We start from the raw sequence: 15499 nt of genomic DNA on the forward strand, positions 1-15499 counted from the left end.
TTTTCAATCCAACATCGAGATTGACACCAGTCCGCCGGGATGCCGATGCAGCCGGCCGGCCATGTCGAGTTCCAAAAGCACGGAATGGACTGAGGATACCGATAGACCGGTATGCCGGATGATATCGTCGATCTCTACCGGCGTCGGCCCGAGCGCATCGATGATCTCCCAGCGGTCGGTATCGTCCGGCGGCAATGATATCGGTTTGTCGCTCTTTTCAGCGGGCGCTTCGGCAAGCTGCGGGCGGAAAAGATCGGGCTCGGCCAGCGGCCTCAAGGCTTCGATGACATCTTCCGGCCTGGTCACGATCATCGCACCATCCTTCAACAAGCCATTGGTGCCTTCGCAACGCGGATCGAGCGGAGAACCGGGTACGGCAAATACCAGACGGCCGAATTCGCCCGCGAGCCGCGCGGTAATCAGTGAGCCGGAGCGCGTTGCCGCCTCGATCACGACGACGCCCAGCGAGATGCCTGCTATCAGCCGGTTGCGGCGCGGGAAATCCCGTGCGCGTGGTTCCCAGCCGAAGGGCATTTCGCTGACGGCGAGTCCATTGCCATCCCATATTTCATGCAAAAGGCCGATATTTTCGGGCGGATAGGGCTGATCGAGCCCGCCGGCCATCGCGGCGATCGTGCCGGTTTCCAGGCTGGCGCGGTGAGCCGCCGTGTCGATGCCGCGGGCAAGGCCGGAGACGACGGCATAGCCGGCTTGTCCGCAGGCGCGGGCGATCATTGCGGTGAATTTGGCGCCGCTGATCGAAGCGTTGCGCGAGCCGACGAGGCCGATCGCCGGCCGGGTTGCTGTCGGCAGATTGCCTTTGACGGCGAGAAGCGGCGGCGCGCCGTCGATCTCCCTCAGCGCCTGCGGATAGTCCGGTTCGCCGATGCCGACGAAGCGTGCGCCGAAACGATGGGCGGCTTCCAGTTCACGCAACGCATCCTGCTCGCTGGCAATGCGGATCACTCGGGTCGAGCCGCCGCGCTGCGACAGCTCCGGCAACGCGGCGAGTGCGGCTTCGGCTGAGCCGTAGTGACGGATGAGGTCGCGGAAGGTGGAAGGGCCGACATTGTCGGAACGGATCAGGCGGAGCCAAGCTATCCTTTGTTTTTCCGTCAGCGCAATTCCAATTCGTCCTGCGCTGCCTCTTCCCATTACCCCTTCGCTCCGATCTTGGTTTCCGTGCCGGCCGTCAGCCGGGCAATATTTGCTCTGTGCTTATACCAGGCGATGACGGTCATCAGCGCCATGGCCGCGGCGATCTTATCGGCGCCCAATATCCATAATGCAACCGGAATGACAAGGGTTGCAACCAACGCGGAAAGAGAGGAGTAGCGGGTCGTAAAGGCGATCGCCAGCCAGACGATGGAAAAGATCAGCGCCATCAACGGCGCGAGGCCCAGGAGAATACCGAGATAGGTCGCGACGCCCTTGCCGCCCTTGAAGCCGATCCAGACCGGAAAGATATGGCCGATGAAGGCGGAAAAACCGGCGAGCACGCTCGCATCCTCACCGAAGAAATGCGAGACGATCAGCACGGCGAGCGTCCCCTTGAAGGCGTCGAGCAGCAGCGTTGCTACCGCCAACGGCTTGTTGCCGGTGCGCAGCACATTGGTCGCGCCGATATTGCCGGAGCCGATCTTGCGGACATCGCCGAGGCCGGCCATCCGCGTCAGAACCAGGCCGAAGGGAATGGACCCGAGCAGATAGCCGATGACAATAGCTGCCAGCGCCGTCGGCAGGGTGAGCTGCCATGTCCAGAAATCCGCCATCACTTTTTATTCCCCATAAGCCCGAGCTTTGCCTAGAGACTGTGAACCAGCTTGCCTGCGACATAGGTCGCGACTGCCCTGCCGGTCATTCGTGCGTCTTCGAACGGTGTATTCTTCGAGCGCGACAGAAGCATGTCTTTGGCAACAAGCCAAGGCTCGTCGAGATCGATCAAGGCGATATCCGCCTTCGCGCCAGGCTTCAGCGTGCCGGCGTCAAGACCGAAGATCTGCGCCGGCCGTGTGGACAGGGCGTCGATCAGCCGCATCAGGCTGACTTCGCCGCTGTGATGCAGGCGAAGCGCGGCGGCCAGCAGCGTCTCCAACCCGATCGCGCCGTCCTCGGCCTCGCCGAAAGGCAGGCGCTTGGTATCCACATCCTGCGGGTCGTGCGCCGAGACGATGATGTCGATGGTGCCGTCCGCAAGCGCCTCGATCATGGCCGTGCGGTCATCCTCGGAACGCAGCGGCGGATAGACCTTGAAGAAGGTGCGGTACTCCCCGATGTCGTTTTCGTTGAGCGCCAGATTGTTGATCGAGATGCCGCAGGTGACCTTCGCGCCGCGCGAACGGGCGAGACGGATGGCCTCTGCCGATTCCGGCACGGAGATCATCGCCGCGTGATAATGGCTGCGGGTCAGCGCCGCGATCCTGAGATCGCGTTCCAGCGGGATGAGTTCCGATTCCTTCGGGATACCGGATAGCCCGAGCCAGCTTGCCAGCAGCCCCTCATGCATGACGCCGTTGGCGCCGAGATATTTGTCGCGGGTTTCGCAGGAGACAACGGCGCCGAATTCGCGCGCATAGGTCATGATGCGGCGCAGGACCTGCGTGTCATAGACGCCGGAATGCGCATCGGTGAAGACCACGGCGCCAGCTTCCCGGAGGAGGCCGATTTCCGTCATCTCCTCTCCAGCAAGCCCTTTGGTAATCGCCGCTGCCGGATAAACATTGACGACGGCGGTGTCGCGCGCCGTCTTCTTGACGAATTCGACCAAGGCGATGTCGTCGACGACGGGGTCTGTGTCCGGCATCATGATGAAGGAGGTCACGCCGCCTGCTGCCGCCGCGCAGCTCGCCGACGCGATGGTCTCGCGATGTTCACCGCCGGGCTCGCCGACATGGACGCGGGCATCGACAAGACCGGGCACGGCGACGAGGCCGGTGCAATCACGCACTTCAGCCCCTTTTGGCGCCGCACGCCCGAGCGCATCCTTGCCGGCAGCGAGAATGACGCCGTTTTCGACGATGATCGTGCCGACCTCGTCGAGATTGCGCGAGGGATCGATGATACGGACGTTCTGGAGGACGATCGAGTTGCTCATGCGCCAGCTCCCTCGGTGCGCGGCCCCTGGTTTTGTGAGATCAGCAGCGCTTCCATGACCGCCATGCGCACTGCGACACCCATTTCGACCTGTTCGGCGATGACGCTTTGCGGTCCGTCGGCCACCTCGGAGGCAATCTCGACGCCGCGGTTCATCGGACCGGGATGCATGACCAGCGCATCCTCCTTGGCCGCCTTCAGCGTCTCCGCATCGAGCCCGTAGAAGTGATAATATTCGCGCACCGACGGCACGAAAGCACCGGACATACGCTCACGCTGCAGCCGCAGCATCATCACCACGTCAGCGTCCTTCAGTCCTTCCTTCATGGAATGGAAGACCTCGACCCCCATGTCGGCGATCCCGGCGGGCAGCAGCGTGGCGGGAGCCACGACCCGGACCCGGGCGCCCATGGCATTCAGCAGCAGGATGTTGGAGCGTGCGACGCGCGAATGCTGTACGTCGCCGCAGATCGCCACGATGATGCGCGACAGCTTGCCCTTGGCGCGGCGGATGGTCAGTGCGTCGAGCAGCGCCTGTGTCGGGTGCTCGTGCTGGCCGTCGCCGGCGTTGACGACGGAGCAGGAGACCTTTTGTGCCAGCAGCGAGGCGGCACCGGCGCTGGAATGGCGGATCACGAGGACATCCGGCCGCATGGCATTCAGCGTCATCGCCGTGTCGATCAGCGTTTCGCCCTTCTTCACGGAAGAATTGCCGACCGACATGTTCATCACGTCGGCTCCGAGCCGCTTGCCGGCCAGCTCGAAGGAGGCCTGTGTGCGGGTCGAGGCTTCGAAAAAGAGGTTGATCTGCGTCAACCCGCGAAGCGTCGACGTCTTCTTTTCGCGTTGCCGGCTAATCTTCACCGCCTCGTCGGCCTTGTCGAGAAGATAGGTGATATCTTGTTCGGTGAGGCCCTTGATGCCGATGAGGTGGCGGTGGGGGAAGAAGACCATGACGCTGCCCTCCGGATTTCGTCAGGGGGTCTATAAAGAGGGAGTGCCTCAGGGGCAAGCGTGGGCTTTCGTCATGCCCGCTTGTTCCCCATGCAATTTCGTTCGAATCCCGCTACAGCGGCTATGCTGTTGGGAGACGAAAGTTCCAGTTTCCTTTTGCAACCCTCTTGCTCTACAAGCGATCCATGACCCAACCGACCCGGACTGACGACACATTTGCCGAACTGAACCAGCCGAGCCTCTGGTCCGGCATCAACGCTTATCGTTCCGATCCGCTGATCGTTGATTTGACGTCCGGCCTACCGCGTTCGACGCGTGACGATCTGGAGCAGATGGGCCGTTACGTCACCTCGCATGAGGCACAGGAACTGGCGCGCATGGCGAACCAGGGAGCGCCGCAACTGCGCACCCACGGCCCGCGTGGCGAACGGCTGGATGTCGTCGAGTTTCATCCGGCTTGGCATGCGTTGATGCGCCGCTCCATGTCGTCTGGCCTGCACTCCTCGATCTGGGATCCACAGGCTGACCCGGAAGCCAAGGGCCAGTCGCATAAGGTCCGTGCCGCGCGCTTCTATCTGACCGCACAATTGGAATGCGGCCATCTCTGCCCGCTGACCATGACCAGCGCCTCGGTCGCTGCAATGATGGCGTCTCCGGCGGTGCAGAAGGATTGGGCGCCGAAGATTCTCTCGCGCAAATATGATTCGTCCAACAAGCCGGCCATGCAGAAAAGCGCCGTCACCATCGGCATGGGCATGACGGAAAAGCAGGGCGGCACGGATGTGCGCGCCAACAAGACGACCGCCGACAAGGTTAGCGATGGCATCTATCGGCTCTCGGGCCACAAATGGTTCATGTCAGCGCCGATGAGCGACGCCTTCATTATGCTGGCGCAGACCAAGGACGGCATGGGCTGCTTCCTGGTGCCGCGCCTCCTCGAAGACGGTTCGGCCAATGGCCTGCAGTTCCAGCGGCTGAAGGACAAGCTCGGCAATCGCTCAAATGCGTCCTCCGAAGTCGAGTTCAGCGACACCTTCGGCTTCCTGCTCGGGGCGCCCGATGGCGGCGTTCGCACCATTCTCGATATGGTGACGCTGACACGCCTCGATTGCGCGCTGGCGTCTGCCGGCATCATGCGGGCCTCGCTCGCCGAAGCGGTGCACCATGCCCGCGGCCGCAGCGTCTTCGGCAAGATGCTGGTCCATCAGCCGATCATGACGCGCGTGCTTGCCGACATGGCGCTCGATGTTGCCGCAGCGACTGCCCTCGCCTTCCGTCTGGCGGAAGCCTTCGACAAGGCAAGCAGCAGCAGCGAAGATGCCGCCTATGCCCGCGTCATGACGCCGGTCGCGAAATATTGGTGCTGCAAGATCGCGCCCGCGCTGATCTACGAGGCGATGGAGTGCATCGGCGGCAGCGGCTATATCGAGGAACGCCCCATCGCCCGGCATTACCGGGAGGCGCCGGTCAATGCGATCTGGGAAGGCTCCGGTAACGTCATGGCACTTGACGTGCTGCGCGTTCTGAACCGGGGCAGAGATCTGTTCGAAACCGTCTTCGCCGGTCTTGCCCGCGATCTCGGTCCGGCCGGCAAGAAGACCATCGATGTTCTGCGCGCCGCCATGGCGCTTTGCGAACAGGATGAAGGTGCCGCTCGTCTGCTGATCGAGCAGATGGCACTCGCCGCGGGTGCGGCCGAACTCTATCGCCTGGGCGCAGGCAAGATCGCCGATGCCTTCATCGAAACCCGCTTGGCAGGCGGCTGGCGCGCCACCTACGGCATGCTGGATGCTCGCTTCGATGCGAGCTACATCGTCGATCTACTCTATCCGCCGGCGACTTGAAGCTGCCATTCAACGGAGACAGCGGGTTCGCGATAGCATCCATAGTTGATGCGATACCAATAATTATTATATATTGGTATCAGCAAGGAGTTGCCTATGGCCCGCAACACATCCATTTCGCTTGGTGACCACTTTACCGACTTCATCGACAGTCAAGTGCAGACAGGTCGATATGGCTCCGCCAGCGATGTTGTCCGGGCAGGGTTGCGTCTTCTGGAAGAACACGAGGCGAAGGTCAGGGTTCTTCAGGACGCACTCATCGCAGGGGAAGAGTCAGGGAAGCCGGGTCCTTTTGACAACGCTGCGTTCCTGAAGCGGATGCGAGCTACATATGGCGAGTAAGTCCGGTAGATATGGAAGAAGTCTCCATGATCAACCTCCGCTCCGTCCAACCCGATGACATCGATCAACTCTATGTCATCTCCCTGGTTACCGGCGATGCCGGCAGGGACGCGACGGCGCTCCATCGCGATGGACGGATGATTGGGCATATTTACTCGGTACCCTATGCGGCACTCAGCCCGGAAACCGTCTTTGTCGCCGAAGATGGGGAGGGCGTCTGCGGCTATATTGCCGGCGTCTTCGACACGGTTGCTTTCGAGGAAAGACTGGAGCGCGAGTGGTGGCCGGAGCTGCGCAAACGCTATGCGGAACCATCTGGCGATGCTTCGGCCTGGAATGCGGATCAGCAGAGAAGTTTTACGATCCATCATCCGAAGCGAGCGCCCGCCGCTCTCACCGATCCGTTCCCGGCGCATATTCATATGAATCTCCTGGCGCGCACGCAGGGGCAGGGCATCGGCAGTGCGCTTCTCGATCGATGGCTCTCGCATGCCCGCGCCCGTGGCGTCAGAGGCGTGCATCTCGGGGCAAATGTTGGCAACCACAATGGCATACGCTTCTGGGCATCGCGCGGATTTTCCCGGCTCGAACTGCCGCCGGAGCTGACGTCCGGAAACACCGTCTGGTTCGGCCAATCTCTCTAATCTGTGGATTCCACAGTTTTAAATCTATCGAATCTCATCGCCTCGTTGTTCACTTGTATGCGGCTTGCTATTCACCGGCTGGTGACAAGTTGGGGCCGAGATGATGTCAAGCGCAAACGCCGTTCTGAGAAAACCGATCGAAACGCCGGCTGAGCCGGAGAAGCGGGTGCGCAATCGCGCCGCCACCGAGCAGGCGATCCTGGATGCTGCGAAACGGCTGTTGGCGGAAGAGGGATTCCAGAATTTCGGCATCAACGCCGTCGCCCGCGGCGCCGGTTGCGATAAGCAACTGATCTATCGCTACTATGGCGGTCTCGATGGCCTGGTCGAGGCGATCGGCACTGATCTCGGCGGTTGGGTGCAGGATCGCATCCCCGACGATACCGGCGGCATGTTCCTACTGACCTATGGCGACCTGATGGAACGGCTGGCCCTGCTTTTCCTCGATGCATTGCGCGCCGATCCGCTGATGCGTCGCATCGTCGCTTGGGAGGTGTCCGAAAATACAGAGCAGGTGCGCCGGCTATCGGAAGCCCGCTCAAAGGCGCTTGCCGGCTGGATCGAGCGCATGCGCGGTTCGCTCACCCCGCCCAAGGGGATAGATACGGTCGCCGTCAATGCCATGATCTTTGCCGCTATTCAGCATCTCGTTCTTTCGGCGACCATCAGCGGCCAATGCGCCGGTCTTGCCCTGAAAACGGCGAAGGATTGGGAGAAGGCCGCGACCGCGCTGAAGCGGATCGTGCGCGGCGTCTACGGCTGACATCGCCGCCGCGCAGAAGATATCCACAGCCCCGTCTGGCCGTTAACCTTAACAATTGGTTTACGTTGCGCAGCACCGGTTAAATGGCCACTCTATGTGGACCGATTGTTAACCATTAAGCGTGCAGCCATGGGGCCCAGACCCGCAAAAATAGTGCTTCTTGTCGCGGCGATGATGTTCTTCGCCGTGCTGGCACTAGATATAACGCTACCGGCACTGGTGCTGAGCGCCATGGCATTGTCGAACTGGCTGGTCCTTTCGACTGAAGCGGCGCAATACCAGCGTCGAAGGGGAACCGCATGAAGTGGTTGCTGATATTCTGGGCCGCGCCGGTCTCGTTTCTCGGGGCTTGGTACTACCTGTCCTACTACGACATGAGTTTCGGCATCTTCATGTTCACGCGGCAGACGCACGACCTCGTCTTCCAGATCTACGGCAAGATCCTCGGCATCCCACCGGAAAGCATTCCGCCGCTGGTCGCCCGCGCCATCGCCTTCGACAGCCTGCTGGTTTTCGCCATCTTCGGCTTTCGCAAGCGCGCCGTCATTCTGGAATGGTGGAACCGCCGTCAAGTCTCGAGGTCGGGAAAGACCGGCCTGCCAAGCGCTGAAAGCCTATCCAAAGCTCCCTGAAGAATGAAGCTCGCGGCGGCCGAGTCGATCCGCTCGGCACGCTTGGCGCGCGACACATCCATTTCCAGCAGCGCCCGTTCGGCGGCGACCGTCGACAGCCGCTCATCCCAGAAGACGAAGGGCAGGGCGGTCTTGTCGGCCATGCTGCGCACGAAGGCCCGCGTCGCCTGCACGCGAGGCCCTGCCGAACCGTCCATGTTCATCGGCAGGCCGATGACGAAGGCCGCGACTTTTTCCTTTTCGGCGAAGGCAACCAGCACCTGGGCATCCTGGGTGAATTTCACCCGCTTGATCACCGGGCGAGGCGTGGCGAACCGCCGGCCGAGATCGGACATGGCGAGCCCGATCGTCTTGGTGCCGAGATCGAGCCCGGCGATCGGCTGACCGGGCAGGAGCATCACGGCGAGGTCTTCGATGGTCAGCGTCGTCATCAGCTCTCGTCCCCCGTCAAAACAAATTGAAGTCCGCGCCGCTTTTCTTTGTGGCGGTTTCGGATATGTCCTAAGACACCAGTCTTGCATTAGAAATCAAGTATTAAGGAGAAAATCCATGAAGATCACTTGGCTCGGCCATGCAGCCTTTCGCATCGAAACGGCTAGCGCCAAAATCCTTATCGACCCTTTCCTGAGCTACAATCCATCCTTCGCCGGCACGGGGCTAAATATCAAGGATGTAGCCGCCGGCATCACCCACATTCTCTTGACCCACGGTCACGGCGACCATGTCGGCGACACCGTTCAGATTGCCAAGGACACGGGCGCGGTTGTTCTCGCCAATGCCGATCTTGCTGCCTGGCTTAGCAGCAAGGGTGTCGAGAAGCTGGAAATGGGCAATACCGGCGGCACGGTCGGTCTCGGCGGTTTCTCTGCCACCTTCACGAATGCGCTGCACTCCTCCGCCCAACTCACCGAGGACGGTGTTTCGCATTCTCTCGGCAACGCGAACGGCCTGATGCTGCATTTCGACGACGAGCCGACGCTGTTCCACATGGGCGACACGGACATCTTCTCCGACATGGGCCTGATCAACGAACTGCATCAGCCTGATATCGGCATTGTGCCGATCGGCGACCGCTTCACCATGGGCGGCGCCGTTGCCGCGCTCGCCTGCCAGCGCTTCTTCAACTTCAAGACCGCCATTCCGGGCCACTACGGCACGTTCCCGATCATCGACCAGACCGCGGAAAAGTTCATCGCCGGCCTGGAAGGCTCGAAGACGGCGGTCGCGGCTCCGAAGCCCGGTGAGACCATCTCGGCGTAACGATACCCGTTGCGTATAGCGGACATGGCCTTTATAGCGTGAGGAAAATCCACTGTTGGTGGATATCAACTATCCGGAGAATGCCATGTCCGTCGATCTCGCCACCGTCAAACGCGTCGCCCATCTTGCGCGTATCGCCGTCAATGAGGACGAAGCGCAGAGAATGATGGGCGAACTGAACGGCATTCTGGGCTTCGTCGAGCAGCTTTCCGAAGTGAATGTCGATGGTATCGAGGCCATGACCTCCGTCACGCCGATGGCGATGAAGAAGCGGACTGATGGTGTCACCGATGGCAGCAAGGCCTCCGACATCGTCGCCAATGCGCCGAATACCGACCAGAATTTCTTCCTGGTTCCCAAAGTTGTTGAATAACGGCCGGACGAGCCTGTTCCGACCCATTGCCCTCATTAGACCTGAAGCGAAACAAGATGAGTGAACTGACCAGCCTGACCATTGCCGAAGCCCGCGACAAGCTGCGCGCCAAGGACATCACCGCCACCGAATTGACCGAGGCCTATCTTTCGGCGATCGAGGCGGCCAATGCTCAGTTCAATGCCTATGTGAAGGTGACGCCGCAAAAGGCGCTCGCAATGGCCAAGGTGTCGGACGCCCGCCTTGCGGAAGGCAAAGCCGGCGCGCTGGAAGGCATTCCACTCGGGATCAAGGACCTGTTTGGCACCGAAGGCATTCATACCCAGGCCTGCAGCCACATCCTGGACGGTTTCGAGCCGCACTACGAATCGACCGTCACGCAGAACCTTTGGAACGACGGCGCCGTCATGTTGGGCAAGCTCAACATGGATGAGTTCGCCATGGGTTCCTCCAACGAGACCTCCTATTACGGCCCGGTGATCAACCCCTGGCGCGCCGCCGGTTCCAACCAGCAGCTCGTTCCCGGCGGTTCCTCGGGCGGTTCGGCCGCTGCCGTCGCCGCGCATCTCTGCGCCGGCGCCACGGCTACCGACACCGGCGGCTCCATCCGCCAGCCGGCCGCCTTCACCGGCACGGTCGGTATCAAGCCGACCTATGGCCGTTGCTCGCGTTGGGGCATTGTCGCCTTCGCCTCGTCGCTCGACCAGGCCGGCCCGATTGCTCGCGATGTTCGCGACGCAGCCATCCTCCTGAAGTCGATGGCAAGCGTCGACGCCAAGGACACGACCTCGGTCGATCTGCCCGTGCCGGATTACGAAGCCTCGCTCGGCAAGTCGCTCAAGGGCATGAAGATCGGTATCCCGAACGAATACCGTGTCGACGGCATGCCGGAAGAGATCGAAACCCTTTGGCAGCAGGGCATTGCCTGGCTGAAGGATGCAGGCGCAGAGATCGTCAACATCTCGCTGCCGCACACGAAATATGCCCTGCCGGCCTATTACATCGTCGCGCCTGCCGAAGCGTCCTCGAACCTCGCCCGTTACGACGGCGTGCGCTACGGCCTGCGCGTCGATGGCAAGGACATCGTCGACATGTATGAAAAGACGCGCGCTGCCGGCTTCGGCCAGGAAGTGAAGCGCCGCATCATGATTGGCACCTACGTTCTGTCGGCCGGCTACTACGACGCCTATTACCTGCGCGCCCAGAAGGTTCGCACGCTGATCAAGCGCGATTTCGAACTCGCCTTCAACGCCGGCGTCGACGCCATCCTGACGCCCGCCACGCCGTCCTCGGCCTTCGGCATCGCCGACGAAAACCTCGCTTCCGATCCGGTCAAGATGTACCTCAACGACATCTTCACGGTAACGGTCAACATGGCCGGTCTCCCCGGCATCGCCGTTCCCGCCGGCCTCGACCCGAAGGGCCTGCCGCTCGGCCTGCAGCTCATCGGCAAGCCATTCGACGAGGAAACCCTGTTCAAGACCGCCCACGTCATCGAACAGGCCGCCGGCAAGTTCACGCCGGCGAAGTGGTGGTAAGTAGCATATCCGGAAAGGTCGATAGCTGAAAGTGACGGGCCAGACCTCGTGGTTCGAGGCCCTGTCACCTTCGCTATCGCTTCGGTGCCAGAGCACCTCACCATGAGGTCTGGAGCGGCCGAATATCTGACGGCAAGCGAGGGGAGTAGCCCTCATGGTGAGGTTTGAAGCCCTTTGAGCATAGCGAAATGGCGGAGCCTCGAACCACGAGGGCGGATGATGCGGCCTACCTATTATCCAACTGCGCCCTCACCAGCCGCAATCCGTGCTCGGTAATCCGATACGGATGACCGTCGGAGGATTTGATGGCTCTTAGGCGTTTGAGTTTGCGGAAGAGATCGAGGCCGAAGCCGGGATAAAGCCAGCCGTCGCGTGTAAAGCAACGGACGGTCTCGATCTTCTTGTTTTCGGAGCGATTGATTTCAATGCGGCCGCCTTGGGCGAGCAGATGCAGAATGCGCTGTTCGGCGCGGGAAATATCCATGGTTTTCAAGATCCGGAAAGCGCCGTAAGGCGCGACAAAACGATCCGACATTCCCTTGGGGAATTCGGGGCTTCGTTTCGGGCCCAGCGCGCAAGAAAGACTTGCGGGCAGGGCCTTTACCGGGTCTGAGAAAAGGTGGACATCAAGACTCCATTGATGCCTAACATCTAAAGCAGGTTGTATTCTCGGTCAAGTTTCACTCCTGTTAGCCATCCTGCGCCTGTTCTCATTTGGCGGCTGGAAAAAGCCCTTTTCCGGTGTTTTACTGCTGAAAACGGCGGGGGCCTGATGATCCATATTCGCAATGCCCACGAGGGAGAGACGGAGATATTAGTCAATATCGGCCTGCGGTCGTGGCAAACGGCCATGCGGTCGATCGGTGGCACGGATGCTCTGCTCGAAAGTGCCAGAGAAGCCTTCTCGAATTTCACCCGCAGGTCATGGCTGACTATCACGATTGTGGAGCTGAACGGACTTGTTGCCGGCTGGGCTGCTCGCGAGGCGTTAGACGAGAATATCTCCGATTTCTGGATCGATCCCGATCACCTGCGGCAGGGGCTTGGTTCGGCACTGCTGGCGCAGATCGAGAAGGATGTTCTGGAGCAGGGGCTGGAGAAGGTCGCGGTGCAGACCCACGCAGGCAATACCGACGCGATCGAGTTCTTCAAAGCACACGGCTATGCCATCCATTGGCTCTCCGTTGACTATTCCCCGAAGCTCGATCGCGACGTGCCGACGGTCGGCCTTTCGAAACCGCTGCTCGATAGTAGCGAAGGGACATATGGCACGGGCATATAACGGCAGCGGGGTGCTGAAAGTCTTGCGCCGCACCGCCAATTGCTCTACCTCACAAAGTTCAGAAGAACAGCATTTCAAGAGCCTCTCATGACCATTGTCGACGTCCGCACGCCAGATCCGAAGCGTTTCATTCCCGGTGCCACCGGCGATTGGGAAGTTGTTGTCGGGATGGAAGTCCATGCCCAGGTGTTGAGCAAATCCAAGCTCTTCTCCGGCGCTTCGACAGAGTTTGGCAAGCCGCAGAATTCCAACGTGTCGCTGGTCGACGCCGCCATGCCCGGCATGCTGCCCGTCATCAATGAGGAATGCGTCAGGCAGGCGGTCCGCACCGGCCTCGGTCTGAAGGCTCAAATCAACAAGCGCTCGGTCTTCGACCGCAAGAACTATTTCTATCCCGACCTGCCGCAGGGCTACCAGATCTCGCAGTACAAGGATCCGATCGTCGGCGAAGGCAAGATCGTCATTTCGCTCGGTCCGGATCGCCAGGGCCAGTTCGAGGACATCGAGATCGGCATCGAGCGCCTGCACCTGGAGCAGGACGCCGGCAAGTCGATGCACGACCAGCACGCCACCATGTCCTACGTCGACCTCAACCGTTCCGGCGTGGCGCTGATGGAAATCGTCTCCAAGCCGGACATGCGCTCGTCGGACGAGGCGAAGGCCTATATGACCAAGCTGCGCTCGATCGTGCGTTATCTCGGCACTTGCGACGGCAACATGGACGAAGGCTCCATGCGCGCCGACGTCAACGTCTCCGTCCGCCGTCCGGGTGGAGAGTTCGGCACGCGCTGCGAGATCAAGAACGTCAACTCGATCCGTTTCATCGGCCAGGCGATCGAATACGAAGCCCGCCGCCAGATTGCGATCCTCGAGGACGGTGGCACGATCGATCAGGAAACCCGGCTGTTCGATCCGAACAAGGGCGAAACGCGATCCATGCGCTCCAAGGAAGACGCGCATGATTACCGCTATTTCCCCGATCCGGACCTGCTGCCGCTCGAATTCGACGACGCATTTATCGATGCCTTGAGAGCCAATCTGACGGAACTGCCCGACGACAAGAAGGAGCGTTTCGTTCGTGAAATGGGCCTGTCGATCTATGACGCCTCCGTGCTCGTCTCGGAAAAGGCGATTGCCGATTATTTCGAAACGGTCTCTGCCGGCCGCGACGGCAAGATCGCGGCAAACTGGGTGATCAACGACCTCTTGGGTGCCTTGAACAAAACCGGCAAAACCATTGAAGAGACTCCGGTTTCGCCCGCCCAGCTCGGCGCCATCATCGACCTGATCAAGGCCGAAACCATCTCCGGCAAGATCGCCAAGGACCTGTTCGAAATCGTGCTCAACGAGGGCGGCGATCCTGCCGAGATCGTCGAAGCCCGCGGCATGAAGCAGGTCACCGACACTGGCGCCATCGAGAAGGCGGTCGACGAGATCATCGCCGCCAATCCGGATCAGGTCGCCAAGGTCAAGGCTAAGCCGACGCTTGCTGGCTGGTTCGTCGGTCAGGTAATGAAGTCGACCGGTGGCAAGGCCAATCCGCAGGCGGTACAAGGTCTCGTCAAGGCCAAGCTCGGCATCGAAGAGGAATAGGCTCCGTGTATTTCGTCCGCACGGCCGGCGAGAAGGATCTCGGGAAGGTCCGCGACCTTCTCGTCGAGACTTGGCATGCGGCTTACGACCGGCACTTTGGCGCGGCGAAGGTCGATGAACTGATCGAGTTTCTGCTCTCGCCGGCCAAGCTGAAGGCGCGGTTGGCGAAGCGGCAATCGGAGTTCCTGGTCGCCGACAATGGCGAGGATATCGGCGGCATGGGTTATGCCGTCATGTCCGAGCAGATGACCAAGACCGTTCTCCTACATATGCTCTATGTCCGTCCCTCACTGCAACGCAACGGCATCGGCCGCGACATCTTCGCCGAGCTGGAAACCTGCTTTCCGGACGCCGAAGTCATGCGCCTCGACGTCGAACCCAAAAACGCCGAAGCGATCGCCTTCTACAAAGCCCACGGCTTCACCGAGGTCGGCCGCAACGAGAATGCGGGGCAGGGACAGTCGGGCATTCCGGCGTTGGTGTTTGAGAAGCGGCTGACTACGTAACTGGCGTGGCGGGTGCAGCGCTCGCATACTGCTTGTGGAACGCCAGCATGAGATCAAGAAGTTCCTTCCTTGAAACCGAAAGGTTTGCCATCGCGATGTAAACGCGCTGTGTACCGTCTTTGTTGTCTTTTATCCGAAGTCTCGCAGCAGGCGTCGTTTGCTCCAAGTGTACGCCAGAGCGCAACCAAAACTTGATGTTACGCCTATCCCTATATTTGGACAGGCTGAGATCGCTTGGAATTGTCAATTTCCCATACAGTCCAGACATGGCCAAGAGGCGCAGAGTACCACGGGAGATGAAACGGAGGATCTCCGCATTAGGAGAATTGGGCTCGAATTTCAGTGCGTCCACATCGATGTGCTCTATGGCGGACCACGGAATGAAACCCAGCCCAAATCGGCTATCCAATATGCCTTCCGGGCCGATAGTCACGATCGCGCTATTGGATTGAGAGGTTATTGTTCGAAGCGCGACAACGACATAGAAGGATACAGGCAGCAAAAGTAAAATTAAAAGAAGCTTAAATGCCGCGTCGGTGTTTGGCACTACGAGCAAAAATAAAAGCAGCCCCATCAGGGATATTTGCAGGACTGTTTTTAGGTGCAGTTCGGGCATGAAGTATTGAAATGAGTGTGTTTCGCTCGCAGACATACGGCCTTCCAGAGTCACAGCGT

At 60.4% G+C, this 15499-nt stretch carries 19 protein-coding genes; 12 read left to right on the plus strand and 7 right to left on the minus strand.

All coding sequences use genetic code 11. The annotated features are described in order from the left end of the window. Positions 1-3: 3 nt before the first annotated feature. Genes dprA through GGD50_RS03885 form a run of 4 tightly spaced genes read right to left on the minus strand, consistent with a single transcriptional unit; the run spans position 4 to position 4047 of the window. A complete protein-coding gene (dprA, locus tag GGD50_RS03870) occupies positions 4-1155 on the minus strand; it encodes a DNA-processing protein DprA (RefSeq protein WP_107107764.1) in 1152 nt (383 codons plus the stop codon). After that, on the minus strand, positions 1155-1772 hold the full coding sequence (plsY, locus tag GGD50_RS03875; RefSeq protein WP_107107765.1) for a glycerol-3-phosphate 1-O-acyltransferase PlsY: 618 nt from the start codon (positions 1770-1772) through the stop codon (positions 1155-1157). The genes dprA and plsY overlap by 1 nt, the downstream gene beginning before the upstream one ends. Before the next feature lie 32 nt (positions 1773-1804). Beyond that, positions 1805-3094 carry a dihydroorotase gene (locus GGD50_RS03880; RefSeq protein WP_107107766.1) on the minus strand — a complete coding sequence of 430 codons (1290 nt, stop codon included), beginning with the start codon at positions 3092-3094 and terminating at the stop codon, positions 1805-1807. After that, the gene (locus tag GGD50_RS03885; protein WP_107107767.1) at positions 3091-4047 is read right to left on the minus strand and encodes an aspartate carbamoyltransferase catalytic subunit; all 957 of its coding nucleotides are present in this window, start codon (positions 4045-4047) and stop codon (positions 3091-3093) included. The genes GGD50_RS03880 and GGD50_RS03885 overlap by 4 nt, the downstream gene beginning before the upstream one ends. A gap of 185 nt (positions 4048-4232) precedes the next feature. Between GGD50_RS03885 and GGD50_RS03890 the strand changes: the two genes are divergently transcribed. The 6 genes from GGD50_RS03890 (at position 4233) to GGD50_RS03915 (ending at position 8272) form a co-directional block, all read left to right on the plus strand. Beyond that, entirely contained in the window at positions 4233-5891 is a 1659-nt protein-coding gene (locus tag GGD50_RS03890) for an acyl-CoA dehydrogenase family protein (protein WP_107108119.1), read from the plus strand. A 96-nt stretch (positions 5892-5987) separates the two neighbouring features. Then, positions 5988-6233 carry a type II toxin-antitoxin system ParD family antitoxin gene (locus GGD50_RS03895; RefSeq protein ID WP_107107768.1) on the plus strand — a complete coding sequence of 82 codons (246 nt, stop codon included), beginning with the start codon at positions 5988-5990 and terminating at the stop codon, positions 6231-6233. Between the two features lie 26 nt (positions 6234-6259). Beyond that, positions 6260-6877, plus strand: coding sequence for a GNAT family N-acetyltransferase (locus tag GGD50_RS03900; protein ID WP_107108120.1), 618 nt, complete (start codon positions 6260-6262; stop codon positions 6875-6877). Between the two features lie 103 nt (positions 6878-6980). Further along, on the plus strand, positions 6981-7640 hold the full coding sequence (locus tag GGD50_RS03905) for a TetR/AcrR family transcriptional regulator (protein WP_107107769.1): 660 nt from the start codon (positions 6981-6983) through the stop codon (positions 7638-7640). A 129-nt stretch (positions 7641-7769) separates the two neighbouring features. Continuing rightward, positions 7770-7943 (plus strand): hypothetical protein, encoded by a 174-nt coding sequence (locus tag GGD50_RS03910; protein WP_181316033.1) that lies wholly within the window; start codon positions 7770-7772, stop codon positions 7941-7943. Beyond that, on the plus strand, positions 7940-8272 hold the full coding sequence (locus GGD50_RS03915) for a DUF6105 family protein (RefSeq protein ID WP_107107770.1): 333 nt from the start codon (positions 7940-7942) through the stop codon (positions 8270-8272). Before GGD50_RS03910 ends, GGD50_RS03915 begins: the two co-directional genes overlap by 4 nt. On the opposite strand, the gene ruvX is transcribed toward GGD50_RS03915, so the two are convergent. Continuing rightward, the gene (gene ruvX, locus GGD50_RS03920; protein WP_107107771.1) at positions 8209-8703 is read right to left on the minus strand and encodes a Holliday junction resolvase RuvX; all 495 of its coding nucleotides are present in this window, start codon (positions 8701-8703) and stop codon (positions 8209-8211) included. The two genes, GGD50_RS03915 and ruvX, sit on opposite strands and share 64 nt — an antisense overlap. Before the next feature lie 118 nt (positions 8704-8821). On the opposite strand from ruvX, the gene GGD50_RS03925 reads away from it, so the two are divergent. The 3 genes from GGD50_RS03925 (at position 8822) to gatA (ending at position 11443) form a co-directional block, all read left to right on the plus strand. Continuing rightward, a complete protein-coding gene (locus GGD50_RS03925) occupies positions 8822-9532 on the plus strand; it encodes a metal-dependent hydrolase (RefSeq protein WP_107107772.1) in 711 nt (236 codons plus the stop codon). 85 nt (positions 9533-9617) lie between these two features. Further along, positions 9618-9905, plus strand: coding sequence for an Asp-tRNA(Asn)/Glu-tRNA(Gln) amidotransferase subunit GatC (gene gatC, locus GGD50_RS03930; protein WP_107108121.1), 288 nt, complete (start codon positions 9618-9620; stop codon positions 9903-9905). 56 nt (positions 9906-9961) lie between these two features. Continuing rightward, positions 9962-11443, plus strand: a complete 1482-nt coding sequence (gatA, locus tag GGD50_RS03935) for an Asp-tRNA(Asn)/Glu-tRNA(Gln) amidotransferase subunit GatA (RefSeq protein ID WP_107107773.1) — start codon at positions 9962-9964, stop codon at positions 11441-11443. A gap of 226 nt (positions 11444-11669) precedes the next feature. Here the strand turns inward: gatA and GGD50_RS03940 are convergent, their stop codons facing one another. Beyond that, positions 11670-11927 (minus strand): YjhX family toxin, encoded by a 258-nt coding sequence (locus GGD50_RS03940; RefSeq protein WP_107108122.1) that lies wholly within the window; start codon positions 11925-11927, stop codon positions 11670-11672. 288 nt (positions 11928-12215) lie between these two features. Here GGD50_RS03940 and GGD50_RS03945 point away from each other — a divergent pair, with 288 nt between their 5' ends. From GGD50_RS03945 to GGD50_RS03955, 3 genes are all read left to right on the plus strand, one after another. Further along, positions 12216-12725 (plus strand): GNAT family N-acetyltransferase, encoded by a 510-nt coding sequence (locus GGD50_RS03945; protein ID WP_107107774.1) that lies wholly within the window; start codon positions 12216-12218, stop codon positions 12723-12725. A gap of 87 nt (positions 12726-12812) precedes the next feature. Then, positions 12813-14318: an Asp-tRNA(Asn)/Glu-tRNA(Gln) amidotransferase subunit GatB gene (gatB, locus tag GGD50_RS03950; protein ID WP_107107775.1), complete on the plus strand. Its 1506-nt coding sequence runs from the start codon at positions 12813-12815 to the stop codon at positions 14316-14318. A gap of 5 nt (positions 14319-14323) precedes the next feature. Next, complete coding sequence (locus tag GGD50_RS03955; RefSeq protein ID WP_107107776.1) at positions 14324-14824, plus strand: GNAT family N-acetyltransferase; 501 nt, start codon at positions 14324-14326, stop codon at positions 14822-14824. On the opposite strand, the gene GGD50_RS03960 is transcribed toward GGD50_RS03955, so the two are convergent. Then, entirely contained in the window at positions 14817-15476 is a 660-nt protein-coding gene (locus GGD50_RS03960) for a hypothetical protein (protein ID WP_107107777.1), read from the minus strand. The genes GGD50_RS03955 and GGD50_RS03960 overlap by 8 nt on opposite strands. Positions 15477-15499: the final 23 nt, after the last annotated feature.

Origin of the sequence: Martinezella paranaensis (assembly GCF_014200235.1) — a bacterium.
GTDB classification, from domain to species: Bacteria; Pseudomonadota; Alphaproteobacteria; order Rhizobiales; family Rhizobiaceae; genus Rhizobium; species Rhizobium paranaense.

What these genes read in the sequence shown, in the direction of transcription:
- dprA (WP_107107764.1), bottom strand. Translation starts at nt 1,155, where the DNA reads ATGGGAAGAGGCAGCGCAGGACGAATTGGAATTGCGCTGACGGAAAAA.
- plsY (WP_107107765.1), bottom strand. Translation starts at nt 1,772, where the DNA reads ATGGCGGATTTCTGGACATGGCAGCTCACCCTGCCGACGGCGCTGGCA.
- GGD50_RS03880 (WP_107107766.1), bottom strand. Translation starts at nt 3,094, where the DNA reads ATGAGCAACTCGATCGTCCTCCAGAACGTCCGTATCATCGATCCCTCG.
- GGD50_RS03885 (WP_107107767.1), bottom strand. Translation starts at nt 4,047, where the DNA reads ATGGTCTTCTTCCCCCACCGCCACCTCATCGGCATCAAGGGCCTCACC.
- GGD50_RS03890 (WP_107108119.1), top strand. Translation starts at nt 4,233, where the DNA reads ATGACCCAACCGACCCGGACTGACGACACATTTGCCGAACTGAACCAG.
- GGD50_RS03895 (WP_107107768.1), top strand. Translation starts at nt 5,988, where the DNA reads ATGGCCCGCAACACATCCATTTCGCTTGGTGACCACTTTACCGACTTC.
- GGD50_RS03900 (WP_107108120.1), top strand. Translation starts at nt 6,260, where the DNA reads ATGATCAACCTCCGCTCCGTCCAACCCGATGACATCGATCAACTCTAT.
- GGD50_RS03905 (WP_107107769.1), top strand. Translation starts at nt 6,981, where the DNA reads ATGTCAAGCGCAAACGCCGTTCTGAGAAAACCGATCGAAACGCCGGCT.
- GGD50_RS03910 (WP_181316033.1), top strand. Translation starts at nt 7,770, where the DNA reads ATGGGGCCCAGACCCGCAAAAATAGTGCTTCTTGTCGCGGCGATGATG.
- GGD50_RS03915 (WP_107107770.1), top strand. Translation starts at nt 7,940, where the DNA reads ATGAAGTGGTTGCTGATATTCTGGGCCGCGCCGGTCTCGTTTCTCGGG.
- ruvX (WP_107107771.1), bottom strand. Translation starts at nt 8,703, where the DNA reads ATGACGACGCTGACCATCGAAGACCTCGCCGTGATGCTCCTGCCCGGT.
- GGD50_RS03925 (WP_107107772.1), top strand. Translation starts at nt 8,822, where the DNA reads ATGAAGATCACTTGGCTCGGCCATGCAGCCTTTCGCATCGAAACGGCT.
- gatC (WP_107108121.1), top strand. Translation starts at nt 9,618, where the DNA reads ATGTCCGTCGATCTCGCCACCGTCAAACGCGTCGCCCATCTTGCGCGT.
- gatA (WP_107107773.1), top strand. Translation starts at nt 9,962, where the DNA reads ATGAGTGAACTGACCAGCCTGACCATTGCCGAAGCCCGCGACAAGCTG.
- GGD50_RS03940 (WP_107108122.1), bottom strand. Translation starts at nt 11,927, where the DNA reads ATGGATATTTCCCGCGCCGAACAGCGCATTCTGCATCTGCTCGCCCAA.
- GGD50_RS03945 (WP_107107774.1), top strand. Translation starts at nt 12,216, where the DNA reads ATGATCCATATTCGCAATGCCCACGAGGGAGAGACGGAGATATTAGTC.
- gatB (WP_107107775.1), top strand. Translation starts at nt 12,813, where the DNA reads ATGACCATTGTCGACGTCCGCACGCCAGATCCGAAGCGTTTCATTCCC.
- GGD50_RS03960 (WP_107107777.1), bottom strand. Translation starts at nt 15,476, where the DNA reads ATGTCTGCGAGCGAAACACACTCATTTCAATACTTCATGCCCGAACTG.